General features: G+C 64.0%; 28 protein-coding genes and 2 pseudogenes. 23 read left to right on the plus strand and 7 right to left on the minus strand.

The window, feature by feature from the left end; translation table 11 throughout:
• The first annotated feature begins 47 nt into the window (after positions 1-47).
• From YUA_RS0119605 to YUA_RS0119650, 10 genes and pseudogenes are all read left to right on the plus strand, one after another.
• Positions 48-821, plus strand: a complete 774-nt coding sequence (locus YUA_RS0119605; RefSeq protein ID WP_027532239.1) for a ferredoxin--NADP reductase — start codon at positions 48-50, stop codon at positions 819-821.
• A 94-nt stretch (positions 822-915) separates the two neighbouring features.
• The gene (locus YUA_RS0119610) at positions 916-1,242 is read left to right on the plus strand and encodes a hypothetical protein (protein ID WP_027532240.1); all 327 of its coding nucleotides are present in this window, start codon (positions 916-918) and stop codon (positions 1,240-1,242) included.
• Between the two features lie 91 nt (positions 1,243-1,333).
• Positions 1,334-2,569, plus strand: a complete 1,236-nt coding sequence (locus tag YUA_RS44455) for a cytochrome P450 (protein WP_035971289.1) — start codon at positions 1,334-1,336, stop codon at positions 2,567-2,569.
• Between the two features lie 129 nt (positions 2,570-2,698).
• Positions 2,699-3,158 (plus strand): annotated as a pseudogene (locus YUA_RS44460) (DUF2267 domain-containing protein).
• A 72-nt stretch (positions 3,159-3,230) separates the two neighbouring features.
• Entirely contained in the window at positions 3,231-3,659 is a 429-nt protein-coding gene (locus tag YUA_RS0119630; RefSeq protein ID WP_027532241.1) for a CBS domain-containing protein, read from the plus strand.
• Positions 3,660-3,680: 21 nt separating this feature from the next.
• Positions 3,681-3,866 (plus strand): hypothetical protein, encoded by a 186-nt coding sequence (locus YUA_RS0119635; RefSeq protein ID WP_027532242.1) that lies wholly within the window; start codon positions 3,681-3,683, stop codon positions 3,864-3,866.
• A 26-nt stretch (positions 3,867-3,892) separates the two neighbouring features.
• Positions 3,893-4,093 (plus strand): hypothetical protein, encoded by a 201-nt coding sequence (locus YUA_RS48410; protein WP_084292708.1) that lies wholly within the window; start codon positions 3,893-3,895, stop codon positions 4,091-4,093.
• Between the two features lie 61 nt (positions 4,094-4,154).
• Positions 4,155-4,337 (plus strand): hypothetical protein, encoded by a 183-nt coding sequence (locus YUA_RS44465; RefSeq protein WP_245285201.1) that lies wholly within the window; start codon positions 4,155-4,157, stop codon positions 4,335-4,337.
• Between the two features lie 15 nt (positions 4,338-4,352).
• Positions 4,353-4,616 (plus strand): hypothetical protein, encoded by a 264-nt coding sequence (locus YUA_RS0119645; RefSeq protein ID WP_027532243.1) that lies wholly within the window; start codon positions 4,353-4,355, stop codon positions 4,614-4,616.
• A 33-nt stretch (positions 4,617-4,649) separates the two neighbouring features.
• Complete coding sequence (locus YUA_RS0119650; RefSeq protein WP_027532244.1) at positions 4,650-4,892, plus strand: hypothetical protein; 243 nt, start codon at positions 4,650-4,652, stop codon at positions 4,890-4,892.
• Between the two features lie 36 nt (positions 4,893-4,928).
• Here the strand turns inward: YUA_RS0119650 and YUA_RS0119655 are convergent, their stop codons facing one another.
• On the minus strand, positions 4,929-6,179 hold the full coding sequence (locus YUA_RS0119655) for a DUF763 domain-containing protein (protein ID WP_027532245.1): 1,251 nt from the start codon (positions 6,177-6,179) through the stop codon (positions 4,929-4,931).
• A gap of 121 nt (positions 6,180-6,300) precedes the next feature.
• On the opposite strand from YUA_RS0119655, the gene YUA_RS0119660 reads away from it, so the two are divergent.
• Positions 6,301-7,446 carry a mechanosensitive ion channel family protein gene (locus YUA_RS0119660; protein ID WP_027532246.1) on the plus strand — a complete coding sequence of 382 codons (1,146 nt, stop codon included), beginning with the start codon at positions 6,301-6,303 and terminating at the stop codon, positions 7,444-7,446.
• 9 nt (positions 7,447-7,455) lie between these two features.
• Here YUA_RS0119660 and YUA_RS0119665 read toward each other — a convergent pair whose 3' ends face one another.
• Together YUA_RS0119665 and YUA_RS0119670 are read right to left on the minus strand one after the other, a co-directional pair.
• The gene (locus YUA_RS0119665) at positions 7,456-7,593 is read right to left on the minus strand and encodes a hypothetical protein (RefSeq protein WP_245285202.1); all 138 of its coding nucleotides are present in this window, start codon (positions 7,591-7,593) and stop codon (positions 7,456-7,458) included.
• A 78-nt stretch (positions 7,594-7,671) separates the two neighbouring features.
• Positions 7,672-8,649, minus strand: a complete 978-nt coding sequence (locus YUA_RS0119670; RefSeq protein ID WP_027532248.1) for a tripartite tricarboxylate transporter substrate binding protein — start codon at positions 8,647-8,649, stop codon at positions 7,672-7,674.
• A 115-nt stretch (positions 8,650-8,764) separates the two neighbouring features.
• Between YUA_RS0119670 and YUA_RS0119675 the strand changes: the two genes are divergently transcribed.
• The 7 genes and pseudogenes from YUA_RS0119675 to YUA_RS44470 all read left to right on the plus strand — a co-directional run bounded on the left by YUA_RS0119675 (position 8,765) and on the right by YUA_RS44470 (position 15,168).
• The gene (locus YUA_RS0119675; RefSeq protein ID WP_027532249.1) at positions 8,765-9,475 is read left to right on the plus strand and encodes a TetR/AcrR family transcriptional regulator; all 711 of its coding nucleotides are present in this window, start codon (positions 8,765-8,767) and stop codon (positions 9,473-9,475) included.
• 187 nt (positions 9,476-9,662) lie between these two features.
• On the plus strand, positions 9,663-10,547 hold the full coding sequence (locus YUA_RS0119685) for an amidohydrolase (RefSeq protein WP_027532250.1): 885 nt from the start codon (positions 9,663-9,665) through the stop codon (positions 10,545-10,547).
• A complete protein-coding gene (gene dctA, locus YUA_RS0119690) occupies positions 10,544-11,848 on the plus strand; it encodes a C4-dicarboxylate transporter DctA (protein WP_027532251.1) in 1,305 nt (434 codons plus the stop codon). Before YUA_RS0119685 ends, dctA begins: the two co-directional genes overlap by 4 nt.
• A gap of 63 nt (positions 11,849-11,911) precedes the next feature.
• Positions 11,912-12,625 (plus strand): PIG-L deacetylase family protein, encoded by a 714-nt coding sequence (locus YUA_RS0119695; protein ID WP_027532252.1) that lies wholly within the window; start codon positions 11,912-11,914, stop codon positions 12,623-12,625.
• A complete protein-coding gene (locus tag YUA_RS0119700) occupies positions 12,622-13,305 on the plus strand; it encodes a 4-carboxy-4-hydroxy-2-oxoadipate aldolase/oxaloacetate decarboxylase (RefSeq protein WP_027532253.1) in 684 nt (227 codons plus the stop codon). Before YUA_RS0119695 ends, YUA_RS0119700 begins: the two co-directional genes overlap by 4 nt.
• A gap of 78 nt (positions 13,306-13,383) precedes the next feature.
• Complete coding sequence (locus YUA_RS0119705) at positions 13,384-14,253, plus strand: ABC transporter substrate-binding protein (protein ID WP_027532254.1); 870 nt, start codon at positions 13,384-13,386, stop codon at positions 14,251-14,253.
• A pseudogene (locus YUA_RS44470) lies at positions 14,253-15,168 on the plus strand (DUF1932 domain-containing protein). Before YUA_RS0119705 ends, YUA_RS44470 begins: the two are co-directional and overlap by 1 nt.
• 9 nt (positions 15,169-15,177) lie before the next feature.
• Here the strand turns inward: YUA_RS44470 and YUA_RS0119715 are convergent.
• The 3 genes from YUA_RS0119715 to YUA_RS0119725 form a co-directional block, all read right to left on the minus strand.
• Positions 15,178-15,501, minus strand: coding sequence for a hypothetical protein (locus YUA_RS0119715; protein WP_027532255.1), 324 nt, complete (start codon positions 15,499-15,501; stop codon positions 15,178-15,180).
• A gap of 151 nt (positions 15,502-15,652) precedes the next feature.
• Positions 15,653-16,858 (minus strand): amidohydrolase family protein, encoded by a 1,206-nt coding sequence (locus YUA_RS0119720; protein WP_027532256.1) that lies wholly within the window; start codon positions 16,856-16,858, stop codon positions 15,653-15,655.
• A gap of 39 nt (positions 16,859-16,897) precedes the next feature.
• Positions 16,898-18,139 carry an amidohydrolase family protein gene (locus tag YUA_RS0119725; protein WP_027532257.1) on the minus strand — a complete coding sequence of 414 codons (1,242 nt, stop codon included), beginning with the start codon at positions 18,137-18,139 and terminating at the stop codon, positions 16,898-16,900.
• A gap of 200 nt (positions 18,140-18,339) precedes the next feature.
• Between YUA_RS0119725 and YUA_RS0119730 the strand changes: the two genes are divergently transcribed.
• The 5 genes from YUA_RS0119730 (at position 18,340) to YUA_RS0119750 (ending at position 22,981) form a co-directional block, all read left to right on the plus strand.
• On the plus strand, positions 18,340-19,248 hold the full coding sequence (locus YUA_RS0119730) for an amino acid ABC transporter substrate-binding protein (RefSeq protein WP_027532258.1): 909 nt from the start codon (positions 18,340-18,342) through the stop codon (positions 19,246-19,248).
• A gap of 139 nt (positions 19,249-19,387) precedes the next feature.
• Positions 19,388-19,861 carry a MarR family winged helix-turn-helix transcriptional regulator gene (locus YUA_RS0119735; RefSeq protein WP_027532259.1) on the plus strand — a complete coding sequence of 158 codons (474 nt, stop codon included), beginning with the start codon at positions 19,388-19,390 and terminating at the stop codon, positions 19,859-19,861.
• A gap of 2 nt (positions 19,862-19,863) precedes the next feature.
• Positions 19,864-21,915, plus strand: coding sequence for an FUSC family protein (locus YUA_RS0119740; protein WP_027532260.1), 2,052 nt, complete (start codon positions 19,864-19,866; stop codon positions 21,913-21,915).
• Positions 21,912-22,118 carry a DUF1656 domain-containing protein gene (locus YUA_RS0119745; RefSeq protein ID WP_027532261.1) on the plus strand — a complete coding sequence of 69 codons (207 nt, stop codon included), beginning with the start codon at positions 21,912-21,914 and terminating at the stop codon, positions 22,116-22,118. Before YUA_RS0119740 ends, YUA_RS0119745 begins: the two co-directional genes overlap by 4 nt.
• Entirely contained in the window at positions 22,115-22,981 is an 867-nt protein-coding gene (locus YUA_RS0119750) for an HlyD family secretion protein (RefSeq protein ID WP_027532262.1), read from the plus strand. The genes YUA_RS0119745 and YUA_RS0119750 overlap by 4 nt, the downstream gene beginning before the upstream one ends.
• 126 nt (positions 22,982-23,107) lie before the next feature.
• On the opposite strand, the gene YUA_RS0119755 is transcribed toward YUA_RS0119750, so the two are convergent.
• Positions 23,108-24,226: a glycoside hydrolase family 172 protein gene (locus tag YUA_RS0119755; RefSeq protein WP_027532263.1), complete on the minus strand. Its 1,119-nt coding sequence runs from the start codon at positions 24,224-24,226 to the stop codon at positions 23,108-23,110.
• Positions 24,227-24,336 lie beyond the last annotated feature (110 nt).

The raw sequence follows: 24,336 nt of genomic DNA on the forward strand, positions 1-24,336 counted from the left end.
AGCTGCCCCGCCTCGAAAACCGCATAGACGCGACACGGATAGGTGAGATGAGCAATTTCAATCAGGAAAGCGTTTTGAGCGTCCACCACTGGACCGACACGCTGTTCTCCTTCAAGACCACCCGCAGCCCGACCTTCCGTTTCCGCAACGGCGAGTTCACCATGATCGGGCTCAAGGTCGGCGAGAAGCCGCTGCTGCGGGCCTACAGCGTCGCCAGCGCCAATTACGAGGACACCCTCGAATTCTTCTCGATCAAGGTGCCGGACGGCCCGCTGACCTCGCGGCTCCAGCACCTGAAGGAAGGCGACGAGATCATCGTCAGCCGCAAGGCCACCGGCACGCTGGTGATCGACAATCTGGAAGAGGGCCGCAACCTCTACCTCATCGGCACCGGCACGGGCCTTGCGCCCTTCCTGAGCGTGATCAAGGACCCCGAGACCTACGAGCGGTTCGAGAAGGTCGTGCTGCTGCACGGCTGCCGGCACGTGAAGGAGCTCGCCTATGGCGAGATGATCACCGAGCACCTGCCGAAGGACGAGATGCTCGGCGAGTACATCAGCAACCAGCTGGTTTACTACCCGACCGTGACCCGCGATCCCTTCCGCAATCGCGGCCGCATCACCGACCTCATCACCTCGGGCAAGCTGTTCGACGATATCGGCCTGCCGGGGCTGGAAGCGGCCCATGACCGCGTCATGATCTGCGGCAGCCCGGCGCTGGTTGCTGACACGCGTTCGCTCCTGGGCGAGCGCGGCTTTGTCGAAGGCAATCACGGCGAGCCGGCCCAGTTCGTGGTCGAGAAGGCCTTCGCGGAGCGTTAAGCCCGGAATAGACCGTATTTTCGCCACCGCGGGGGCGTTGCGGCGACGATTCGGCGCTTGATACACTATGGGAGCGAATCAGCGGAGTTCCCACATGGTTGCGGACAGCGACAGCAACATCGCCTGGCACCGGGTTCAGTTGAAGAAGAACCGCGCCGAGTTGAAGGCGCTCGAGACTGCGCGCTTCACGATGGGCGAGATCGCGTCCTCGAAGCGCGACGGCCAGACCCAGAAGACGATCGCGGACTTCAAGCGCAAGATCGCGCAGTCCGAACGTGCCATCGCCGACCACGACAAGCGCACGCGCCGGCCACTCGGCACCGACATGCAGAGCCTGAGCAACGGCAGCTGGAGCCACTGGGACGCCTATACCAACCAGCAGCAGCGCAAGGCTGGTCCGCGCTCACCGGGACGGGGTTAGTTCCGCCGCACGCGAGGGCTGGTTCCGGCCCTTGCGCCTGCGGCGTCGTTCACCATCTCGTTGAGGCGCCACCAACCGGTCCGGTGATCCCATGGCACCGCGCCTCGATTTCACCAGCGAGACCTTCTTTCGCGATCCGCCCAACGCCATCGCGGCCCTGCGGGCGTCCGGTCCCGTCGTCGCGACGCGGTTTCCCCTTGTCGGCGACGTCTGGATCACCACGACCCACGACGCCACCGCGCAGGTGCTGAAGGACAGCACGATCTTCACGCTGCGCAAGGAAGATGGCGACGTTGCGGGCCTGCGCTGGTGGATGCCGAGGTTGGTCAGGACCATCGCCAACAACATGCTGACGATGGACGAGCCGGACCACACCAGGCTGCGCAGCATCGTGGACGAAGCCTTTCGCCGCCGCGCCATCGTTGCGATGGAGCCGCGCATCCGCGTCATCGCGGACGGTCTGGCCGATGAGCTGTTTGCGAAGGGCAGCCCGGCCGATCTCGTCCAGAGCTATGCGCGCATCCTGCCGCTCTCGGTGATCTCGGAGCTACTCGGCCTGCCGATGGCCGACCGCCCGCGCTTCATCGCCTGGGCCGATGCGATGTCGTCGCTGACGAACGTCGTCAGCTTCTTTCGGCTGTTATTCGCGTTCCGCAAGATGCGCTTCTATCTCGAAAAGCAGTTGCAGATCGCACGCGAGCGGGGCGGCGAAGGCCTGATTGCCGAGCTGGTCCAGGTCGAGCGGGAAGGCGGTCAGATCACGCCGGACGAGATGGTCTCGATGGTCTTTCTGCTGCTCGCGGCGGGCTCTGAGACCACCACGCATCTGATCAGCGGCGCGGTTTACGAGCTGCTCAGGAATCCGGGCTTGCGTGACTGGCTGGAAGAGGACTGGAGCCGCGCCGGGTTCGCGGTCGAGGAGTTCTTGCGTTTCGTCTCGCCGGTGCAATTTTCCAAGCCGCGCTATGTGCGGCGGGACGTCGAACTTGAAGGCGTGCGGGTGAAGAAGGGCGATCGCGTCATGGTCATGCTCGCGGCGGCGAACATGGACCCGGCGGTGCACGAGCAGCCGGCGCAGCTCGATCTCGCGCGAAAGCCCAACCGTCACGTCTCCTTCGGCACGGGAATTCATTTCTGCCTCGGACATCAGCTGGCGCGGATCGAAGGCGCGTGCGCGCTGGAGGCGCTGTTCACGCGCTGGCCGAATCTTCGCCTGTCCGTTGAGCCTTCGCAAATTCGGTGGCGTCGCAGGCCGGGCCTTCGTGCAATCGAAAGGCTTCCGGTCGTGGACGATCGGCACATCGGCAATCTCGACGCAGCAGCGTGACGAACGCAGGCGTGCGGCACCGCGATCATTCCGAGGGCAAATTTGATCTGAAGTTGGACCGTTACCAGGAACGGTGCTTGATCGCACCTGTTGTGACCCAAACCTCGAAATTCGAAGTGGAGGTTCACAATGAGTTCCAGTGCCATTCCAGTATTCGATCAGACAGCACAGACGACTCATCTCTGGCTCAACGAAATCGGCGAAGAAATCGGTCTGGATGATCAGCAATCGTGGCGCGTGACGGCCGCTGTGCTGCGCGCAATACGTGATCGCCTGCCTGTCGAGCGTGCCGCGCATCTGGGATCACAGCTGCCGCTGCTGGTCCGTGGCGCGTATTATGATCAGTTCCGGCCGTCGGCGATGCCGCGGCGGGTGCGTTCGCGGGACGAATTTCTTCTGCTCATCGCGGAGGAACTGAAGTTTGGGCGTCCAATCGATACGAAGGATGCCGCGCGCGGTGTTCAATGTTCTCTCCCGGCATTTGACTGCGGGCCAGATCGGCAAGGTCCGGGAAGCTTTGCCGGAGGAGGTGAGGGCGATCTGGAGCATGGAACTCGGCAAGCCGGACAAGAGCGATACGTCGCACTAGATAGACCGAAACCTTCTTCGCGACGCCCGCGTTAGCCAACCGACATCCCGAAAGATCACCGGAGAGTCAGCCATGCAAGTTCACGAGATCATGACACCGTCGGTCCACATTGCCGATCCCAACATGACCATCCGGGAAGCCTCACGCTGGATGCGTGCCGATAACGTCGGAGCGCTGCCGGTGGGCGAGAATGATCGCCTTATCGGCATGGTTACCGACAGGGACATCGTCACGCGTGCGGTCGCCGAGGAGCGATCGCCGGGCAACACCTCGGTGCGTGAGGTGATGTCCGAGGGCGTCTGCTACTGCTTCGAGGACGACGACGTGGAAGGCGCCTCGCAGGTGATGGCGACGCACCAGGTCCGGCGTCTTCCGGTGCTCAACCGGCAGAAGCGCCTGGTCGGCGTCGTTGCTCTGGCAGACATCAGCAGAGCGGACGATGAATGCGCGCAGGAGGCGTTGAAGGACATCTCCGCGCCCGCTGACCGGGAGCTGCACTGACGGCGTCGCAAGGAGGTTTCCATGGCCAGTAAGATGCCATCCGTCCCGAAAGCCAACCAGAGCCCAAAGGGAACTGGCGACACCAGGCAGATACCACCAGACGAGACCCCGCATGGTCAGCAGCGCGCGCAGAATCCGGACCAGCAGGGGCAGCAGGGCAACATCAAGCAGAACACGACCAATCAGGGGTACCAGCAAGACCGCTGAGGCAAGACCACTGAGGAGAGTGCTTCATGTCGACATCAACCAAGACACCGAACAGTATCCGCCAGGGCGGGCCAGGCGCGTCCCACGAAAATGCCAAGGCGCCACTTGAGGTGAAGAAGCCGCCAGCGGACGATGCGCAGCGAAGCCATAGTCGCATCTCTGGTGGCGGGGGCGAGCACGACTCGCATCACGCCCACGACGCCGCCGGTAAGGGCGGAGGCAGGTAAATGAGGCAGGTAAATCATGAGCAGCAAGCAACCCAAACTGTATAGGCCGAGCGAGAAGGACATGCGCGACAATCCCCTGATCGGCGGATCGAAGGGGACGACCATGACGGGGATATCCCCCGACGATCTCGAGGATGCGCTCGGCGAGAACACGATCGAAGGTGATCGCGAGAACGATGTCGGCATCGGCGGTGGCATCGACAAGGACGTCGCGCATGGTGGCGCGCACCGAAGAGGTCGGTAGCTCCGGAGAACAAGCATGCAAGGCAAAAAGACCCACGAGCAGCAGGTTCGCATCCTTGAGCGCAAGCCCGATGTTCCGGACGCGCGGGAGCTGGATCGGGCGTTAGACCGCAACGTCGAGGACACCGCCGTTCACCGTGCGCAGCCTCAAGCTCGGCACAGCGAATACCCGGTAAGTCGTGGCGGCCTCAATCAGGAGAGCGACCATAACAAGCACAACGATCCCGGCCAGAGCGGCCACAAGCCGCCGAAGCCGATGCCGGCGCAACAGAAACACTAAATTTTCGGAAGATCACGGCAAGAGGAGAAACTGATGCCAGCTGGGCACGGTAGCAGGACGCACTTCAGATCCGGCATGCATGGCAAGGGCGACGGCACCGGCGCATTGACCGACGTGTCGAAGGACATGATCGGCGACAACATGGTCCTGTCCAACCGCGACAAGAAGCAGCATTCGGACATTCGCGGCATGGACGGCAAGTCCATCCAGACCGAACAGTATCAGGACCACGCAGCCAACCGGCTCGTCGAGAAAACTGAGGACGACGAGACCTGAGGGGCGCGTTCCTCCCGCTGACTTGCGGACCGGTGTTCAGCCGGTCCGCTTTTTTGTTGGCGCGAGATCGCGCTCCCAGCCGAACACGGAGCGGCCGTCGAGTTCCGGTGATGCGGCACGTTCACCTGCAATGAACGACTCGACCGATGGCCCGTGCGCGGTGCGCTCGAGCCGCCGTGCCTGGTCGTCGAGGCGCTTGATCGCCTGCATTTCCTCCTCGCGCCCAAGCTTTGCGTTCTGGATCGCGCCCTTCAGCACGCGGATGGTCTCGTCGTAGACCTTGATCGGAACGGGGTAGGGATGCCGGTCCTTGCCGCCAAGGGCGAGCGAGAAGCGCGCGGGATCCTTGAAGCGATAGGGCGCGCCGTGCACGACTTCGGCGACCATTGCCAGCGACCGCACGGTGCGCGCTCCGACGCCCGGCGTCAGCAACAGCTCGGGGAAGTCGATCGGGCCGCGCTCGGCGGCGGCTGCCAGTGTGCCATGCAGGCGACGCGCGAACACGTCCTTGGGCCGGACATCGTGATGCGCGGGCATGATAAGATGCGGCAGCATGGCTTGCGCCGGCTCGGGCGCAGTTCCGGTTAGCCGCTCAAATTCTGAGAGGATGCGATCGGGGCCGAGATCGCTCAACAGCTCGAGTTGCGCAATGCGCGAGACGCCGGCGCGCTGGTCGGTGAGATTGACGATTTCGCCCTGCTGCGGGCCGTCGATTGCGCTGTGCGGCGCTTCGACAAAGCTCTTCAGCGCTTCGGAATGCCAGTGATAGCGGCGGGCCTGGCGCTTGTCGCCGTTCATGCCCTGCTGCACGACCGTCCACTTGCCGTCGGCGGTGACGAAGAAGCCGTGGAGATAGAGATCGAAGCCGTCCTGCACGGCGGCGCTGTCGACCTTCGCGACAAGACGGCTGGCGCGCGCGAGGCTCACGCCGTCGAAGCCGACGCGGTCGCCGAGCTGCAACAGCTCGCCCGGCGTCTTGCGCGAATGCTGGCCGCGGCCGCCGCAGACATAGATGCCGAGTTCATCCTGCAGCGGGCCGAGCCCGCGCTTCAGCGCGCCGATCACGGAGGTCGTGATGCCTGAGGAGTGCCAATCCATCCCCATCACGGCGCCGAATGACTGGAACCAGAACGGATGCGAGAGGCGCTGCATGAACGCATCGCGGCCGTAATGATGCACAACAGCCTGCGTGACGATCGCGCCCAGCGAGGCCATGCGGCTCGCTAGCCACGGCGGAACCCGCCCGGTGTGAAGAGGAAGATCGGCGCTGCCGGTTCGTCGAGTCATGATTGCCCAGAATAGCGCAATTCAGCGACAGTTGCACCAGAGGGATACTGCATTGCACTGCGCGTGGGGAGCGAACCCGCCGGGAACGCGTTGAAACGCGAATGCAATTCCGGGGACGTGAATGAACAGGCAGGCCCTCATGGCCGACATCGACAAGATGTTCGGATGGATACCGTCATGGTTTATCGGTCTCGCCCTCGTCGCCGGGGCGATTCTGCTTGCGTTGTCGTTCTATCGGCTCGCGGTCTGGCTGCTCAATCGTACGTTTGGAACCCGGCTTCCGCTGCTGAGAGTATTCATCGAGCGAACCTCCGGACCGGCCCAGCTCGCGCTGTGTCTTGCCGCCGTCGCGTTGGTGCTGCCGCTCGCGCCGCTCGATGACGTTTTTCGCACGCCGTTGAGGAGCCTGTTCATCGTCGCCTTCATCGCGCTGATCGGCTGGATCTCGATCCGGATCGTCGACATGAGCGCGGCGCGCTATTTGCAGAACTTTCGCGATGTCACCGAGAACTTCGTCGCGCGCAAGCATGTCACCCAGGTGCGCGTGTTCAAGCGCGTCACTGACACAGTCATCGTCATCATCACGGTCTCGGCCGCGCTGATGACGTTCGATTCGGTCAGGCAATATGGCGTCAGCCTGTTCGCATCTGCAGGTGCCGCCGGTATCATCGTCGGTCTTGCCGCGCGACCGCTGCTCAGCAATCTGATCGCGGGCCTGCAGATCGCGATCACCCAGCCGATCCGGATCGAGGATGCCGTCATCATCGAGAACGAGTGGGGCTGGGTCGAGGACATCGCCGCGACCTATGTGGTGATCCGGCTGTGGGACTGGCGCCGCATGGTGGTGCCGCTGTCCTACTTCATCGAAAAGCCGTTCCAGAACTGGACGCGCGATACCGCATCCCTGATCGGCGTGATCGCGCTGCACGTCGACTACCGCGCCGACGTGCCGCGCATCCGCCGCTGGCTCGAGGGTGCAGTGAAGGAGTCCAAGCTCTGGGACGGCGCGGTGGTCAACCTCCAGGTGATCGACGCGGATTCGCGCACCATTGAGCTGCGTGCGCTGATCAGCGCACGGAATGCGCCGCAGTCCTGGGACCTGCGCTGCGAGATGCGGGAGAAGCTGATCGCCTTCATCCGCGACGAGATGCCGGAAGCCCTGCCGCGCGAGCGCGCGATCCTGATTCCGCAGGGCGTGGGCGACGACACCGAATTCTTCCAGCGCTCCGCGCAGCCGGAAAAGATGCGGGCGAACGCGCGCAATTGAGGGGGCTTCCTATTGGGCCTTGGTAGCGCCGCGCAAACCCGCCTGCTGCTGGATCGTGTTCAGCGCACCGGATGACTGCTCCTCCGCCACGAAGCTGTTGAGCAAGGGTATCGCGGCCTCGCGTCCCCCAGGGACTGCGATGGCCATGTGCTCCGCGCCCCAATTACCGTCGAGGATCTTCGCGCCCGGCATCTGGTCGAACTTGTGTTCCTCATGTGAAAAACCTCACTGCGCGCGGATGTCGGCAGCCTTGAGCACCGGCTCCCATTTGGTCGCCTCGGCGTGCATGTAGGCATCAAAATCCTTGGCAGAGGAGCCGACCGGGGCTGCGCCGATCTTGCCGAGCGTCGACAGCACGTTCGCATCCTGCAGCGCGGCCTTCAGATCGGTCTCCAACTTCGCCACGATCTCCGGCGGCATTCTTGCAGGCCCAAGCACGCCCCACCAGACCGAGACGTCATAGCCGGGGACACCGGACTCGGCGATCGTCGGGACATTCGGCAGCGCCTTGGAGCGCTCGGCCGAGGTCACCGCGAGCGCGCGCACCGGGCCGCCTTCGAGCTGGCTGATCGCCTCCGCAAGCGGATTGATGCTGAGCGGGATATCACCGGCGATCACGGCCGTCAGCGCCGGTGCGCCGCCCTTGTAGGGGATCGCGACGATCTTGGCGCCGGACATGTATTTCAGAAGCTCGCCGGCGAGATGCGCCGAGGTGCCGTTGCCGGACATGCCATAAGAAAGCTTGTCCGGCTCTTTCTTGGCGGCAGCGAGGAGATCGCCCAGCGTCTTGTAGGGACTATCCTTGGCCACGACGATCGCGAGCGGCGAGGAGGCGACTTCTGAGATGGCCGTGAAATCCTTGAAGGTGTCGTAGGGTACGCTCGGATAGATGAACTGGTTGAGCGGATGCCCGCTCGCGACCAGGATCAGCGTGTAGCCGTCGGGCGCAGCCTGCGTCAGCGCCTGCGAGGCGACGATGCCGCCGGCGCCGGGACGGTTGTCGATCACAGGCTGCTGGCCCCAGGTCTTCGCCAGCGCCTGGCTCAGCGTGCGCGCCAGCACGTCGACCGCGCCGCCCGCCGCGTAGGGCACCAGGATGTGGACCGGCTTGCTCGGATAATTGTCGGCCGCCTGCGCGGCACTCGCCAGCAGCAGACCGGCGCCGAGCATCAAAGCGCCGATCTTCGTGTTCAAACCCAGCATTATCCAGCACTCCTTGAGGCGTTCGCGTCCGTGCGGTGGTCTGCCGAGCCGCTTCCGGACGCTGCCATCGTTTTTGTTGACGAGACCTGATCTTTTGTACGATAGTACAAACCACATGATACGCAAGCCCACCAGCAAGGAAACGGCCCGCAAGCCGAACATGCGCGAGGCGATCCTCGCCGCGGCCGAGGAACTGTTCGCCACCAACGGCTTCAATGCCGTTTCGGTCCGCGACATCGCGCAGGCCGCCGGCGCCAATCCCGGCAGCGTGACCTATCATTTCAAGACCAAGGACGGCCTGCTGCTGGAGATCTACCAGCGGCATTGCGGGCCGATGAATTTGCGCCGCTCGGAGCTGCTCGCCGCCGCCAAGCGCGTGCGCGATCTCCAGGACCGCCTGGAGGCGATCGTGCGGGCCTATGTTGTGCCGGCCTTCACCTCCGGCAGCGATCTTGCCGGCGGCGGGGCGCGCTTCACCCGGCTCCGCGCGGTGATGTCGGCCGAAGGCAACGAGGTCGCACGAAAAATCATCGCGCAGACGTTTGACGACACCAGCCACGCCTTCATCGACGCGATCCACGACAGCCTGCCGCACATTCCGCGCACCGATATTGTGTGGCGCAGCCATTTCCTGCTCGGCGCACTCTATTATTCGTTGGTGACGCCGGATCGCGTCTCGCGTCTGTCGCGCGGCGAGGCCGACGGCGGCGATCCCGCCAATGCCATCGAGCAGCTGGTGCAGGCCACCGTTGCCGCATTCCAGGCGCCGGCTCTGGATCAGGCTGCGCCGGCACGGCGAAGGACTGTTGCAAGCAGCAAGACTTGAAAGAAACCGCCCGGAGAGAGGCGCGGCCTAGCGCTTCCGCTCGCAAGCGGACCTGTAAAGGGGTGTTTGAGGAAATGAACAGGCGGGAGTGCTTGCATCTCTTGACCGGACTGGCTGGAGCCGCGCGCAAGGCGCCGAGCCATAAGCTGCTGGTCGACAATCCCGCGCGCCTCTTCAAGTTCAACTGATGAATATGATGTACACGCCGACCATTCCGCCGCCCGATCCGAACACGCGCACGCCGAAGTTCAAGCTGCCAAAGCTGTCCTGCGACGCGCATTGCCACATCTTCGGCCCTGGCGCGAAATACCCTTACGCACCTGACCGATCCTACACGCCGCCGGACGCGCCGCTTGAAGACTTCAAGGCGTTGCACGCCAAGCTTGGCGTGGAGCGCGCGGTTATCGTCAATGCCAGCGTTCACGGTATCGACAATACGGTGGCGCTCGATGCCATTGGGCAGAGCAACGGTGCTTATCGCGCGGTCGCCAATGTCGACGACACTATCACTGAGCGCGGGCTTCGGGTGCTGCACGAGGGCGGCTTCCGCGGCTGCCGCTTCAATTTCGTCCGCCATCTCGGCGGCGTCCCTGACAAGAGTGTGTTCAACCGCGTCATCGCTATGGTCGCGCCGCTCGGCTGGCATATCGATTTGCACTTCGACGCGATCGATCTGCCTGAATATGCCGACATGCTGGCAAGGCTCCCTCTGAGCTACACCATCGACCATATGGGGCGGGTCAAGGCCTCCGAGGGGCTCGACCAGTTACCGTTCAAGATCCTGATCGAACTGATGCAGCGCGACGAGAAGTGCTGGGTCAAGATCTGTGGCTCGGAGCGAGTCTCATCGAGCGGGCCGCCGTTCACGGACGCCGTGCCGTTCGCGCGAAAGATCGTCGAGACCGCGCCCGACCGCGTCATCTGGGGCACCGACTGGCCGCATCCCAATGTCAAGGTGATGCCGAATGACGGCGACCTCGTCGATCTGATCCCGCTGTTCGCGCCGGAGCCGGAGTTCCAGCAAAAAATCCTGGTCGACAATCCCGCGCGCCTGTTTGGGTTCGACGAATGACCGCGATGACGATCGACAAGCCGCGCGGGCGCGCCTGGTGGAGAGAGCTCTGGATCCAGGTGCTCATCGCCATGGCGGCCGGCATCGCGCTCGGGATCGCTAGTCCCGAGGCGGGCGCCAGGATGCAGCCGCTCGGCGACGCCTTTATCAAGGCGATCCGGATGCTGATCGCGCCGATCATCTTCTGCACCGTCGTCCACGGCATCGCCCATATGGCGGACATGGCACGGGTCGGGCGCGTTGCGGTCAAGGCGATCATCTATTTCGAGATCATGACCACGATCGCGCTGATCATCGGTCTCATCGCGGTGAACGTGCTCAAGCCCGGCGCCGGCATGAACATCGATCCCGCCAGCATTAATGCCAGCGCGGTCGAGCCTTACGTCAAGCAGACCGCGGTGATCGGCTTCGTGCCGTTCCTGATGAACATCGTGCCCGCGACGTTCATCGGGGCCTTTGCCGAGGGCAATATCCTGCAGGTGCTGTTCATCTCCGTGCTCTGCGGCTTTGCGCTGGTGCAGCTCGGTGAGCGCGCCGCGCCGCTGGTCAACCTGATCGACATTGCAGCGAAAATGGTGTTTGCCGTCGTCGGTTTCGTGATGTGGGCTGCGCCGGTCGGCGCGTTCGGCGCCATTGCGTTTACCGTCGGCAAGTTCGGGGTGGGATCGCTGGCCTCGCTGGGCAAGCTGCTGGGCGGATTTTATCTCACCTGCGTGATCTTCATCCTCGTGGCCCTCGGCCCCGTCGCGCGTCTCTGCGGCTTCTCGCTGCTGAAGCTGATCCGCTACATCTGGGAAGAGCTGCTGATCTGCATTGCCACGACGTCGTCCGAGACGGTGCTGCCGCGGATGCTGACCAAGTTGGAGAAGGCCGGCTGCGAAAAGAGCGTGGTCGGGCTCGTGATCCCGACCGGCTACTCCTTCAATCTCGATGGTACGTGCCTGTATCTCGCCGCCGCTTCGGTGTTCCTGGCGCAGGCGACCAACACCCCGTTCGGGCTCGCAGAGCAGATCGAGCTGCTGCTGATCCTGCTCGTGACGTCCAAGGGTGCCGCCGGCATCGCGGGCGCTGCCTTTGTCGTGCTGGCGGCGACGCTGTCTGCGACTGGCTCCATTCCGGTGACGAGCATCGCGCTGGTGCTCGGCATCCATCGCCTGATGTCACAGGGGCTGACGCCGACCAATCTGATCGGGAACGCGGTCGCGACCATCGCGATTGCCAAATGGGAAGGCGCGCTCGATCACGAGCGCCTGAAGGGTGTGCTCGACGGCGAGGAACCCGCGCCCGCCGCGGCTTTATGAAATTGCTGCCTGCATGAGGCGGGCAGCCTATGATGTTGACGAACGAAAGAGGGGAGCTCTCCCATGAAAACAGGCCTCGTGATCACCGCCCATCCCGGCGATTTCGTCTGGCGCGCCGGGGGTGCCATCGCGCTGCATGCGAAGAAGGGCTATCGCATGAAGATCGTCTGCATGTCCTTTGGCGAGCGCGGCGAGAGCCAGTTCGCCTGGAAGGAGAAAGGCGCGACGCTGGAATCGGTCAAGGCCGGGCGCAAGGACGAGGCGGAGCGGGCGGCAAAGCTGCTCGGCGCCGAGATTGAATTCTTCGACTGCGGTGACTATCCGCTGAAGCTGACGGAAGCGCATTTCGACCGCATGGTCGACATCTACCGCGAGCTCAATCCGAGCTTTGTGCTGACGCACGCACTGGAAGACCCCTATAATTTCGATCATCCCAACGCCGCGCATTTCGCGCAGGAAACCCGCGTGGTCGCGCAGGCCATGGGCCACAAGCCCGGCGCGCAGTACCAGTATTCGGCGCCGCCGGTGTTCCTGTTCGAGCCGCACCAGCCCGAGCAGTGCAATTACAAGCCGGACGTGCTGCTCAAGATCGATGAGGTCTGGAAGGAGAAGTACGAGGCGTTCCAGATCCTCGCCGCGCAAAAGCATCTCTGGGGCTATTACGAGCGCGTCGCGCTCAATCGCGGCATCCAGGGCAGCCGCAACACCGGCATTCCCATGACCTATGGCGAAGCCTATCAGCGCCTGTTCCCGACGGTTGCGGAGGTGCTGGCATGAAGCCGGTCGTCGTTCGCAACATTGAGCGTGCCGATCCCGCAGAGATGGCGGAGTATGGCGTCTCGACAGTGCACGAGGCCTATGGTCGCATCGGCCTCATGAAGCCGTATCTGCGGCCCGTCTGGGCGGGCGCGTCGATTGCCGGTCCGGCCGTCACCGTGCTGGCGCAGCCCGGCGACAACTGGATGATCCACGTCGCCGTCGAGCAGTGCAAGAAAGGCGACATTCTCGTCGTCGGCTGCACCACCGACAATACCGACGGCATGTTCGGCGAGCTGCTCGCAACCTCGCTCCAGGCGCGCGGCGTGCAGGGGCTGATCATCGATGCCGGCTGCCGCGACGTCAAAGTGCTGCACGAGATGAAGTTTCCGGTGTGGTCGCGCGCGGTCTCGGCCAAGGGCACGGTCAAGGCCACGCTCGGCTCGGTCAACGTCCCCGTGGTCTGCGCCGGCGTCAATGTCGACCCCGGCGACATCATCGTCGCCGATGACGACGGCGTCGTGGTGGTGCCGAAGCGTTATGCCGCCGAGGTCGCCGAGAAGGCGAAGAAGCGCAACGCCGACGAAGGCGGCAAGCGCAAGCGCCTCGCCTCGGGCGAGCTCGGTCTCGACATGTACAACATGCGGGAGGCGCTGGCGAAGGCGGGGCTGGTCTACGTCGACAATCCCGAGGACGTCTAATATTATTTGAGCATGATCTCTTTCGGAAAACCGCTGCACACTTTTCCGGGTCATGCTCTTGAGAAGCGGAGCGCACCGATGGATCGTCTCAAGCTGAAGGCCGTGCTCGGCAGTCACCCCCACGTCAAGGCGGTGAAGAGCGACGAGCTCCGCTCCGACCTCTTCGAGCTCGACTTCGTCGAATACACGCGGACCAACGCGGCGTTCAAGCCGATGGTGCGCGAGCAGGCGTTTGACGTCTGCGAGATGGCGATCGTCACGTTTCTGATGGCGAAAGCGCACGGCAAGCCGCTGGTGCTGCTGCCGGCGACCATGATGGGCCGCTTCCAGCATTCCTATGCGTTGTACAATCCTGAAAAGGGAACGCTGGGGCCGTCCGATCTCGAAGGCAAACGCGTCGGCATCCGCTCCTTCACGACGACGACGGGAGCCTGGATCAGGGGCATCCTCGCCAATGACTACGGCGTCAACCTCGACAAAATCCGCTGGGTGACGTTCGAGGATCCCCATGTCGCCGAATATGTCGACACCACCGAGCGCGCGCCAAAGGACAAGAAGGTCTTGCAGATGCTGCTCGACGGCGAGGTCGATGCGGTCCTCGGCGAGACCTCTGATAATCCCAAGCTGAAGCCGCTCTTCCCTGATCCGGCGGCCGAGGCTGCCAAATGGTACGCGCGCCGCGGCGTCGTGCCGGTCAATCATCTTGTGGTCGTGACCGAGAGCCTCGCGAAGTCGCGCCCCGAAATGGTCGCGGGCGTCTATGATCTGCTCAAGCGGAACAAGGAACTGGCGGGACCTGCGGCGACGCCCGACTTTGTCCCGTTCGGGATTGAGGCGAACAGGAAACCGTTGGAGCTGATCGTCGACTACGCATTCCAGCAGGCGCTGATTCCGCGCCGTTATGCGGTCGAGGAGCTCTTCGACGCGACGACACGAGGACTGAACTGATGGCAGATCCGAAGCGATGGCAGATCGGGCTGGTTGGCTATGGTGAGGTCGGCAGGATTTCTTGCTGAGGATCTGCGCCAGCAGGACATCAAAGTCGCGGCCTACGACATCAAGCTAGGCAGCGAGCAGGGCGTGCCGTTGACGGAGCATGCGGCGAAGTTCGGCGTGAAGCTCGCGGCGTCTCACGCTGAGCTGACCGCAAAGTCCGATTTCATCATCTCAGCCGTGACCGCGAGTCAGGCCGTCCCGGTCGCTAAAGCCTGTGCGGCCGCGATCAACCGAGGCACCTGGTTTCTCGACTTCAATTCGGCCTCACCCGGCGCCAAGCAGCGCGCGGCGGCGCTGATCGACGGCGCCGCGGGACGCTATGTCGAGGGTGCGGTAATGACATCGGTGCCGCCTTATCGCATCAAGGTGCCGCTGCTGCTCGGCGGCCCCGGCGCGAAGGAGCTCGAGCCGTTGCTGAACACGATCGGTTTCGCGGCCAAGGTTGCGAGCGACAAGCTCGGTGTCTCGTCCGCGGTGAAGATGTGCCGCAGCATCATGATCAAGGGCCTGGAGGCCATGGTCATCGAAAGCTTCACCACTGCGCGCGCCTATGGCGTTGAGGATGCGGTGCTGGCTTCGCTCACTGAAACCTTTCCCGCGATCAATTGGGAGAAGCAGGGCGCCTATTTTTTCCAGCGCGTGATCGAGCATGGCCGCCGCCGCGCCGAGGAAGTGCGCGAGGTCGCCGAAACCGTGCGCGAGGCGGGGTTGACGCCGTGGTCGGCGCAGGGCACGGCCGAGCGTCAGGCCTGGGTCGCCGATCTCGCCGACGAGGGGTTGTTCGGCACGAGAGAAACGAAAGAGTTCGCCCGCAGCGCCGATTGGCGCACCGAGGCGGACCGTATCCTGGCGAAGGTCAAGCGCTGAACACGCGCGTCAGCTCAGAACCCTGCCGCCGTCGCGATAGCACGAGACTTCGTCGCGGGCAGCTTCGATCAAGTCGATCAGCCTCTTGGCCTCGCGGACGACGTCCTTGGTGCGCTCGGTCCTGAATTCGGTCAGGATCATCCGAATGCACTTGTCAGCTGCGTCGAGCGTCCACAGCGCGCGGGCCATATCGTCCTGCGAGTGGATTGCCGGGATATCGAGCCCCGACAGCACTTCGCCGATGCCGTTCAGTCGCTTGACGGCCGTCTCGGCGGGCGTGTTGGCCTGGATAGATTGATAATCAATGCTGCTGAATGCGCTGAACGTATCCATAACTTCCCCAGAGAACGCAGATGGTCAGTGCGCGCGTCCTAGTATGGTTAATGCGGCCTTTCCCGCAACGCGTGGAGCTACGGTCCGGGATTCTACCGGACCCGGATTTAGGGGAGATTTGGCGGTGAATCGGGCTCGAAAGGTCCGATGATCAGCGTTGTTTCCCGATCATCGTACCGTTGGCTGCGATGAGCATACCTGCCTTGTAGACAGCGCGGCCCTGCGGCGCCGCGACCACCGCCTCCGGAACGTGTTCAGCGTTCAGCGTCACGAAATCTGCCTTGGCGCCGACGCGCAGGCCGTAGCCTTCGAGCCGCAGTGCCTTGGCGCCGGCCTCAGTGACGACGTCGAACGCGACACGCAATTCCTCATCGATGTTAAAGCCCGAGCGATAGCCGAGCGTCGTCGCCCGGCGCAGCATGTCGCCGTCGCCATAGGGCCACCAGGAATCGCGGATGTTGTCATTGCCGCTGAACACGGTGACGCCGGCGTTGCGTAGCGCGAGGATCGGAGGGAAGGGCCGGGCGCCCGGCGCATTCGTCATGATCGCGACGCCGGAGCGGGCGAGGACGTCGGCGACTGTCTTGAGCTGATCCATCGAGATATCGCCGAGGCCGTAAGCGTGGCTGATGGCGACATGGCCCTCCATGTCGAGCGCGCGCGTGCGCGCCGCGATCTGCTCGATCTCGAAAGCGCCCAGCGTGCCCATGTCGTGCAGGTGGATATCGACGTCGACGCCGTGCTTCTCGGCGACGCTGAACACGACGTCGAGGTGCTTCTCGACATCGCGGTCAAAGCTCGCGGGATCGAGCCCGCCGACGAGGTTCGCGCCGAGGCCGATGGCCTCATCCAGCAATTGCGGGGTGCCCGGGCTCGCCAAGATCCCGCTCTGGGGGAAGGCGACGAGCTGGATGTCGATTAGGTCGCGATATTCCTCGCGCACGCGCAAAATCGTCTCCAGCGACTTCAGGCCGACCGAGCCGTCGACCATGACATGGCTGCGCATTTGCGTGGTGCCATGGCCGATGCAGAGATCGAGCTGGTTGCGCGCCCGCACGTCCATCGGCGCGGCCTCAGCCATGTTCTGCGCCTGGAAGGCCACGCGTTCGTGCACGTTGAACCCGTTGGTGCAGGGCTTGTGCGGACGCCAGGCGTCGCCATAAAAACTGGTGTCGAGATGGATATGGCCCTCGACGAAGCCGGGAACGACGAGGGCATTGCCGAGGTCGATCGTCTCGGCGCCGCCTGTGGGCGCATCAGCCGGCATGAGCGCAGCGATGCGGCCGTCCTTGATCGCGATGTGGTGCCGCGCCCCGCCGTCGAAGCGCGCGTTCAGGAAGATCTTGTCGAATGCCATCCGGTTGCTCCGTTGGTCGATTGTCATCGCGCGAGTTGTTCAGTTTCGCGGGGGAAGCAGAGTTGCCCGCTTCCGCTCAAAGGTCTGCCGGCCGCTTTTGAACCCCATCAGGATATCTGGCAGCTCGGCGATGGCGAAGCGGCTGTCCTGCGTGTCGAGCACGACGAGATCGGCGGGCTTGCCGACCGCGATCCCGTAATCCCTGAGGTTCATCAGCCGAGCCGGCAGCTCGGTGACGAGATCGAGACAGATGTCGAAATCGCTGACGGCAACGTGGGCGACATTGGCGTAAAAGTTCGCCATCCGCAGCAGCGAGGCATCACCGAACGGCGTGAACGGATTGAGCACGTTGTTGGTCGCGACCGAGCACACGATGCCGTCGCCCGCAAGCTTGTGCGCGAGTGTCAGCCCGCGCGGCGCGTTGTGGGTCGCCTCGCGCCCCATCAGATAGAGATCGGTCGCCGGCAGTACGGTGACGGCGATGCCGGCCTTCGCCAATTGCGCGGTGGCGGCCTTCAGCCGCTCCGGCGGCAAGGCCGAGAGCTTTGTGGCATGGCCGATCGCCACGCGTCCCCCGTAATTGCGTCGCTCAGTCTGCCGGCAGACCTCGTCGAGATGCGACCAGGAGGGATCGAGATCGAAATCGAGATGGAGGTCGACGTCGAGATCGAATTGCTGGGCGAGGTCGAAGATGCGCGCGAGATGCGCGTTCGGATCGGTGTCGGTATAAGGGCAGCCGCCGATCGCGTCGGCGCCGTCGCGCAAGGCCTGGACCAGCAGCTCGTCGCTGCCGGGGTCGTTGGTCAGGCCTTCCTGCGGGAAGACGCAGAGCGACAGATCAATCGCCCAGGCATAGTCGCGCTTAAGCGCCTTGACCGCCTCGAAGCTGCGCAGGCCGATGCGCAGGTCGATTTCGACATGGGTGCGCATCCGCGTCGTGCCGTGGACGATGGCGCGTTCGAGCACTTTTGCGCCGCGCGCATAGACATCGTCGACGCCAAAATCCCGCTTCATCGCAGAGACGGCGCGGATGGCATCGCTGAGCGTGCCGTGGATGTGCCCGCAACGCTCGAGCAGGCAGGCCTTGTCGAGATGGATGTGGGTGTCGACGAAGCCGGGCAGCGCCAGCCGCCTCCCGACATCGACCTCGACGGCCTCGCAGGCCAGCCTGGGTTCGATTGCGGCAATACGTCCGCTCTTCACGCCGATATCGACGGGCGTGGGGGAGGATCGCAGCAGGGCGTTGCGGAAGATCAGGTCGAAAGCGGTCTGGACGGTCATGGCGGGGAATCTGGATAGAGAACTTATAGCAGTCGGCGAGGTTGCGGCAGCAATGTAGCGGAGACGAAGGGCCCGCCGCCATATCGAAAGCGGTGATAGCTGATAGACGCAGGCTGGTCTGGCGGCTGGCGCGCGCCTGCGCTATCAACCGTTCGATTGCGCCCGGCATGGCGGCGCAACCCCTTTTCAGGAGCCTCCCGATGCGTCTTCCCGCCGTTCTCTTGGCCGTCACCTGTCTTGCTGGCGCAGCGTCCGCCGAGGATCTGTCGGGCACGCTTCAGAAGGTCAAGGAGACCAAGAAGATCACGCTCGGTTATCAGGAAGCCTCCGTGCCCTTCAGCTATCTCGACGGTAACCAGAAGCCGGTGGGCTTTGCCATGGATATCTGCCTCAAGATCGTGGATGCCGTGAAGCAGCAGCTCGCCATGCCCGAGATCGCCGTCGACTATGTCGCCGTGACCTCGTCGAACCGCATCCCGCTGATGGTCAATGGCACGCTTGACCTGCACTGCTCGGCGACGACAAACAATGCCGACCGCCAGAAGCAGGTCGCCTTCACCAACACGCATTTCCTCAGTGCGACGCGATTTGCCGCCAAGAAGGCCGCCAAGATCAACACCATCGACGATCTCAAGGGCAAGGCGGTCACGGCCGTGGCGGGCTCGGTCAACCTGAACCAGCTCGCCAAGGTCAATACCGAGCGCAATCTCGGCATCAAAATCATGCCGGCCGTGGATCAGGCCGAAGCGTTCCTGTTGCTCGAGACCGACCGCGCGCAGGCCTATGCGCTCGACGACGTTCAGCTCGCGGTTGCCATTGCGCGCTCGAAGGAGCCGGCGCTGTTCATGATCAGCGAAGAGACGTTTGCGAAGGCCGAGCCCTTCGGGATCATGCTGCGGCGGGAGGACGCGCCGTTCAAGGCGCTGGCCGATCGCGCCACCGCCGAGCTCTATGCAAGCCCGGAGATCGAGGTGCTCTACAGGAAGTGGCTGGAATCGCCGACCCCGCCGAACGGCATCAACTACAACGTTCCGATGTCGGCAGCCCTGCGCAACGCCTTCAAGAGCCCGAGTTCGAGTGCCGATCCGGACGTGTATCTGGTGAAGTGAGGCAAGGGCGCCGGCCGGCGCACGGCGTGTCGCCCGGGCGGTACATGGCGCTCGGGAACTCCACTGGGATCGACACGGTCGCCATTTCGTGATCGGCCTTATGATTGCGAACTAATAGATAGCCTCCTATCTAGTTCGCATGTCTTCCTCGCAGGCTCATATCCACGGCGAAATCGGCCGGCTCATCACGCGCCTCGCCCGCATCTGGCGGCGCGAGTCGGATCAGGCGCTGTCCGACCACGGCCTGTCCTATGCGACCGCGATTCCGCTGCTGGTGCTGTCGCGGCAGGGCGAGAACGTCCGCCAAGGTGTGCTCGCCGACGAGCTCGGCATCGAAGGGCCGTCGCTGGTGCGGCTGATCGACCTGCTTCAGGCCGAGGGCCTGGTGGAGCGCCGCGAGGACCCGACCGACCGGCGTGCCAAAACGCTCCACCTGACCAAAGCGGGTGAGGCCAAGGTCGAGGAGACCAACCGCGTGTTGCGGCGGGTGCGGGCGAGCCTGCTGAAGGATATCGCGCCAGAGGAACTTGCGATAACTTTCGAGACGCTCCAGCGCATCGAGCGGCGGGCCAGCCGCTTGCTCGAAGCAAAGGCGTTCACAGAGGCGAAATAGTCATGCGCGGGGAAGAGCCGTTTCTGGTCCGCCACGCGGACCTCATTTTTGCTTTGAAGACGTTTGCCGCGTCGATGCTGGCGCTGGTCATTGCGCTCGCCATGGACCTGCCGCGGCCCTATTGGGCGATGGCGACCGTCTACATCACCTCGCAGCCGCTCGCAGGCGCAACCAGCTCGAAGGCCTTCTTCCGCGTCATCGGGACGCTGGTCGGGGCCACGATGACGGTCGCGCTGGTGCCGAACCTCATCAATGCGCCCGAACTCCTGTGCCTCGCGATCGCGCTCTGGGTCGGGCTCTGCCTGTATCTGTCGCTGCTCGACGGCACGCCGCGCAGCTACGTCTTCATGCTGGCCGGCTACACCGTCGCGCTGATCGGCTTTCCCTCGGTGTCCGAGCCCGGCGCGATCTTCGACACCGCGGTCGCAAGGCTGGAGGAGATCTCGCTCGGCATCATTTGCGCCAGCCTGGTCTCCACGACCGTGTTTCCGCGCAGCGTCGCGCCGGCTGTCGCCAACCGCGTCGATAGCTGGCTGTCGGACGCGCGCCGCCTCAGCCAGGTCGTCCTGCTGCGCGAAGGCACCAACGAGACCCGCCGCGGCAAGCGCCTCAAGCTCGCGACCGATATCGTCGAGATCGACACGCTCTCCACCCATTTGGCATATGACCGGCTGACCGATCGTAACGCGGTGACCAGCCTCGGCGAAATCCGGCTGCGCATGCTGATGCTGCTGCCCGTGATCGCCTCGCTGGAGGACCGGCTGGCTGCGTTAGGGGAGGAGGCTCTGCGCCGGCAGCCGGAGCTGAAACGATTGCTGGAGGATCTCGCGCAATGGATCGTCAGCGACGTCAGCGCACGGCAGCCGGTCGAGCGGATTCGCGCCATGATCGCGGACCGCCAGGCGGTGCTCGATGACAGCGCGTCCTGGGAGCGGATCATCACCACCAGCCTGTTGTTGCGGCTGGGCGATCTCGTCGACCTCTCGTTCGATTGCCGCGCGCTGACCGAGGCGATTGCCGAAAATCGCGGTGTTTCGAGCCTTGATCTCGCCTTCCATTCCGAGGCCGGTGCGGCCCCAGTGCGTCACCGCGACCGGGGCCTTGCATTGTGGTCGGCGGCCGGTGCCGCCATCGCAATCCTGGTCTGCTGCGCGTTCTGGATCGGGACCGGCTGGCCGGACGGCGCGACGGCGCCGATGATCACTGCGATCGCCTGCTCGTTCTTCGCAGCCCAGGACGAGCCGGCGCGCTACATCCGCAGCTTTGGCGTGTGGTCGTTGGTCGCGATCGTGGTCGTCGCGATCTATCTGTTCGCGGTGGTGCCAGCGATCTCCCATATCGAGGTTCTGGTCCTCGCGCTGGCGCCGACGTTCCTGCTCTATGGCTTCCTGATCGCACGGCCGGCGACGGCGGGCACTGGCATGGCGCTCGCGGCCAACACCGCGACGCTGCTGGCGCTGCAATCGACCTACAGCGCGGAGTTTGCCTCCTACGCCAATTCCGCCGTCGCTTTCTTCGTCGGCGTGGTCGTCGCCGAGCTCGTGACTCGGATCGCGCGCGGGGTGGGCGCAGAGTGGATCGCCAATCGCCTGGTGCTGTCGAGCTGGATCACCATCGCGGTCGCCGCCGAACGGCGGGGCAAGCGCGATCGTGCCGAGTTCGCCGGCCTCATGCTGCACCGGCTCGGTCTTCTCGTGCAGCGCATTGCCTTCCTGTCGGAGAGCGACCGGCGCGACGCCGACAGCCTTATCCAGCTCCGCATCGGCATCAATATCATCGACCTGCGCCGCGCGCGATATGGGCTCGCGGTATCGACCATCGCCGTCATCGATGACATGCTCGACCAGCTCGCCATTGCCTGCCGCAGCTATGCGGGCGGGGGAATGCCGCGCGACCTATTGACAAGCGTCGATCGGGCGCTGGCGCAGGCGGTGAAGGACCCCAATGACAGCGCGCGTGAAGACGCCCTGATCGGCCTTGTCGGCATCCGTCGCGGCTTGTTCCCGGACGCGCCGGCCTATCGGCCGCGTGCAGATGCGAGTGTGGCGGCATGAGATATGTGATCGACATCTACGGCGTGCTCGTGCCGGCGCTGCTGCTCTGGATCATAGTCGCCTACGCGCTGAGCGCGCTTCTGCGCCGGCTGATGCAGCGCCTCGACCTCTACCGGCTGGTCTGGCACCGCGCACTGTTCGATTTCGCCATTTTCGTCTGCCTTCTCGGCGGCGTCGTCTATCTCTCGGAGTATCTCTCATGAAAGGGAATCTTGCCTGGCTCGGCCGCCTCGCGGTGACTGTCATCGTCGTCGTCGCCGCAATCGGCGTTGGCCGCGAACTCTGGGTCTATTACATGGAGTCGCCCTGGACGCGTGACGGTCGCGTGCGCGCCGACGTGGTGCAGGTCGCGCCTGACGTCTCCGGCTTCGTCACCGACGTGCTGGTCAAGGACAACCAGAAGGTCCATCGCGGCGACGTGCTGTTCAAGATCGACCGCGAACGGTTCGCGCTGGCGCTGCGGCAGGCCGACGCGTCAGTCGCCGGGCATCAGGCTACGCTCGATCAGGCCAATGCCGATCTGAAGCGTTACAGCACGTTGACGACCGACGCGGTCTCGCAGCAGAAGCAGGAGCAGGTGCTCGCGACCCAGCTGCAGGCCAAGGCGGCCTTCGACCAGGCCGTCGCCGACCGCGCGGTCGCCCAGCTCAATCTCGATCGCAGCGAGGTCCATGCCTCCGTAAACGGCGTGATCACCAACATGGATCTGCGGCCCGGCGCTTACGTCACCGCCGGCAAAGGCGTGATGGCGCTGGTCGACAGCGACACGCTGCATGTGGAGGGCTATTTCGAAGAGACAAAGCTGGCGCGCATTCGCACCGGCGACAAGGTGCAAGTCCGCCTGATGGGCGAGAAGGTCACGCTGACGGGCCGCGTCGAGAGCATCGCCGCCGGCATCGAGGATCGCGACCGCGCCGAGGGCGCAAGCCTGCTCGCCAACGTCAACCCGACCTTCAGCTGGGTGCGGCTCGCCCAGCGCGTGCCGGTGCGCATTACGCTGGATCCGGTGCCTGAGGGCATGTCGCTGGTCGCAGGGCGGTCGGCGACAGTGGAGGTTCTGAATTAGTTGCGCGGCTTGCCCTGTGCATTATTGCGCCCCACAAGGGAGAAGGAAGAGGGTGCGGCACGTGTTTGGCACTTCGCCTACGCTTTCGAATATTTCTTCGCTCGAACCGCGCGATCTGGCGTCGGGCTAGTCGATTTCGAGATATTCCGGGTCGGCCAGTTTGGGGAACGGTGCGGCCGGCAGCGTCTGGTACCAGAACGCGACCGAAGCGATGTCGTCCTGGAGCGGGAGATATTTTGCCTCCTTGAGGCCGGTGCGCCAGCCCAGCGCCTGGATGGTGACGCGGAGGTCGCTCTGGAAGCGAATGGGGTCGGGGATGTGCCAGCGGTACATGCCGAAGCGCTGCTGCGATTTGTAGACGCCGTCGGGACGGATCACCTGCGGCAGGCCGGCATAGGGCGTGGTGAATTCCTGGTAGCGTGATTGCCGCACGGCGCCGCGGCCGGAATGCGCGACATAGGGATCGAAATTGTAGGCGCCGCAGAAATAATCCTCGGTGCCGGTGCCGCAGATGGTGGGGAATTCGCCGTCACCGTCGATGAAGAACTTGATCTCGCCTTCGCCCCACCAGCCGTTGTTGTTGACGCCCCAGGCCATGTAGGTGCCGACATACTGGCCGCGCCCGCTGACGCCGTCGAGGATGGTGTAGACGTCCTTGTAGGGCAGCGGATTGGTGCGGCGGAATTGCGCGTGGAAGTAAGCGCAGTCCGCGGGCACCTCGGTCAGGGTGTAGTTGATCTGGTAGTAGACAGTCAGCGCCTCTTCACTCCTGTTCTCCATCGTGAAGCGCGCGCGCTTGCGGAACGGCATTTCCCAATAGCAATTGAACGCACGTCCGGGATTGACGCAGACCGCGAGCGATGACACCTGCGCAAACTCTTCCCATCCGCAGGCGAAGAAGTCGCCGGCCGGGCATTCGACGCTTGGATGCTCCTGGCCATCCCAGTAGACCCGCAGGATCGAATGGCGCAGACGTCCGCGCGCCAGCGTCATCCAGATCTGCTGGATGGCGCCCTGGCCTTCGATGTCGGCGAGCGTGAATGTCGCGCCGGGTTCGATCACGACATAGGGCGAGACCTTCCAGCCTTGCCCGAGATCGCGAGCCTGGGACGCCGCAGGCCCGTCGACGGACATGCCGCCTTTGCCCTTTTCGCCGGTGAAATTCTCGGGGCTGATCGAACGCGTCTGCGCGTTCGACAGGCGCGACAGATTGCCGAGATGCGGGCCCAGTCCGGAAAACGCCATGATGTCCTCGATAAGGGATTAGCGATGCCTCGGATATATCGCCCCCGAATCTACCAAAAGATGAAGATGATCGCGTACCGGGAGAGGGCCGGAATTACCCGACGCGATAC

The sequence above is a fragment of the Bradyrhizobium sp. WSM3983 genome (genome assembly GCF_000473045.1).
Lineage (GTDB): Bacteria > Pseudomonadota > Alphaproteobacteria > Rhizobiales > Xanthobacteraceae > Bradyrhizobium.

What these genes read in the sequence shown, in the direction of transcription:
- YUA_RS0119605 (WP_027532239.1), top strand. Translation starts at nt 48, where the DNA reads ATGAGCAATTTCAATCAGGAAAGCGTTTTGAGCGTCCACCACTGGACC.
- YUA_RS0119610 (WP_027532240.1), top strand. Translation starts at nt 916, where the DNA reads ATGGTTGCGGACAGCGACAGCAACATCGCCTGGCACCGGGTTCAGTTG.
- YUA_RS44455 (WP_035971289.1), top strand. Translation starts at nt 1,334, where the DNA reads ATGGCACCGCGCCTCGATTTCACCAGCGAGACCTTCTTTCGCGATCCG.
- YUA_RS0119630 (WP_027532241.1), top strand. Translation starts at nt 3,231, where the DNA reads ATGCAAGTTCACGAGATCATGACACCGTCGGTCCACATTGCCGATCCC.
- YUA_RS0119635 (WP_027532242.1), top strand. Translation starts at nt 3,681, where the DNA reads ATGGCCAGTAAGATGCCATCCGTCCCGAAAGCCAACCAGAGCCCAAAG.
- YUA_RS48410 (WP_084292708.1), top strand. Translation starts at nt 3,893, where the DNA reads ATGTCGACATCAACCAAGACACCGAACAGTATCCGCCAGGGCGGGCCA.
- YUA_RS44465 (WP_245285201.1), top strand. Translation starts at nt 4,155, where the DNA reads ATGCGCGACAATCCCCTGATCGGCGGATCGAAGGGGACGACCATGACG.
- YUA_RS0119645 (WP_027532243.1), top strand. Translation starts at nt 4,353, where the DNA reads ATGCAAGGCAAAAAGACCCACGAGCAGCAGGTTCGCATCCTTGAGCGC.
- YUA_RS0119650 (WP_027532244.1), top strand. Translation starts at nt 4,650, where the DNA reads ATGCCAGCTGGGCACGGTAGCAGGACGCACTTCAGATCCGGCATGCAT.
- YUA_RS0119655 (WP_027532245.1), bottom strand. Translation starts at nt 6,179, where the DNA reads ATGACTCGACGAACCGGCAGCGCCGATCTTCCTCTTCACACCGGGCGG.
- YUA_RS0119660 (WP_027532246.1), top strand. Translation starts at nt 6,301, where the DNA reads ATGAACAGGCAGGCCCTCATGGCCGACATCGACAAGATGTTCGGATGG.
- YUA_RS0119665 (WP_245285202.1), bottom strand. Translation starts at nt 7,593, where the DNA reads ATGGCCATCGCAGTCCCTGGGGGACGCGAGGCCGCGATACCCTTGCTC.
- YUA_RS0119670 (WP_027532248.1), bottom strand. Translation starts at nt 8,649, where the DNA reads ATGCTGGGTTTGAACACGAAGATCGGCGCTTTGATGCTCGGCGCCGGT.
- YUA_RS0119675 (WP_027532249.1), top strand. Translation starts at nt 8,765, where the DNA reads ATGATACGCAAGCCCACCAGCAAGGAAACGGCCCGCAAGCCGAACATG.
- YUA_RS0119685 (WP_027532250.1), top strand. Translation starts at nt 9,663, where the DNA reads ATGAATATGATGTACACGCCGACCATTCCGCCGCCCGATCCGAACACG.
- dctA (WP_027532251.1), top strand. Translation starts at nt 10,544, where the DNA reads ATGACCGCGATGACGATCGACAAGCCGCGCGGGCGCGCCTGGTGGAGA.
- YUA_RS0119695 (WP_027532252.1), top strand. Translation starts at nt 11,912, where the DNA reads ATGAAAACAGGCCTCGTGATCACCGCCCATCCCGGCGATTTCGTCTGG.
- YUA_RS0119700 (WP_027532253.1), top strand. Translation starts at nt 12,622, where the DNA reads ATGAAGCCGGTCGTCGTTCGCAACATTGAGCGTGCCGATCCCGCAGAG.
- YUA_RS0119705 (WP_027532254.1), top strand. Translation starts at nt 13,384, where the DNA reads ATGGATCGTCTCAAGCTGAAGGCCGTGCTCGGCAGTCACCCCCACGTC.
- YUA_RS0119715 (WP_027532255.1), bottom strand. Translation starts at nt 15,501, where the DNA reads ATGGATACGTTCAGCGCATTCAGCAGCATTGATTATCAATCTATCCAG.
- YUA_RS0119720 (WP_027532256.1), bottom strand. Translation starts at nt 16,858, where the DNA reads ATGGCATTCGACAAGATCTTCCTGAACGCGCGCTTCGACGGCGGGGCG.
- YUA_RS0119725 (WP_027532257.1), bottom strand. Translation starts at nt 18,139, where the DNA reads ATGACCGTCCAGACCGCTTTCGACCTGATCTTCCGCAACGCCCTGCTG.
- YUA_RS0119730 (WP_027532258.1), top strand. Translation starts at nt 18,340, where the DNA reads ATGCGTCTTCCCGCCGTTCTCTTGGCCGTCACCTGTCTTGCTGGCGCA.
- YUA_RS0119735 (WP_027532259.1), top strand. Translation starts at nt 19,388, where the DNA reads ATGTCTTCCTCGCAGGCTCATATCCACGGCGAAATCGGCCGGCTCATC.
- YUA_RS0119740 (WP_027532260.1), top strand. Translation starts at nt 19,864, where the DNA reads ATGCGCGGGGAAGAGCCGTTTCTGGTCCGCCACGCGGACCTCATTTTT.
- YUA_RS0119745 (WP_027532261.1), top strand. Translation starts at nt 21,912, where the DNA reads ATGAGATATGTGATCGACATCTACGGCGTGCTCGTGCCGGCGCTGCTG.
- YUA_RS0119750 (WP_027532262.1), top strand. Translation starts at nt 22,115, where the DNA reads ATGAAAGGGAATCTTGCCTGGCTCGGCCGCCTCGCGGTGACTGTCATC.
- YUA_RS0119755 (WP_027532263.1), bottom strand. Translation starts at nt 24,226, where the DNA reads ATGGCGTTTTCCGGACTGGGCCCGCATCTCGGCAATCTGTCGCGCCTG.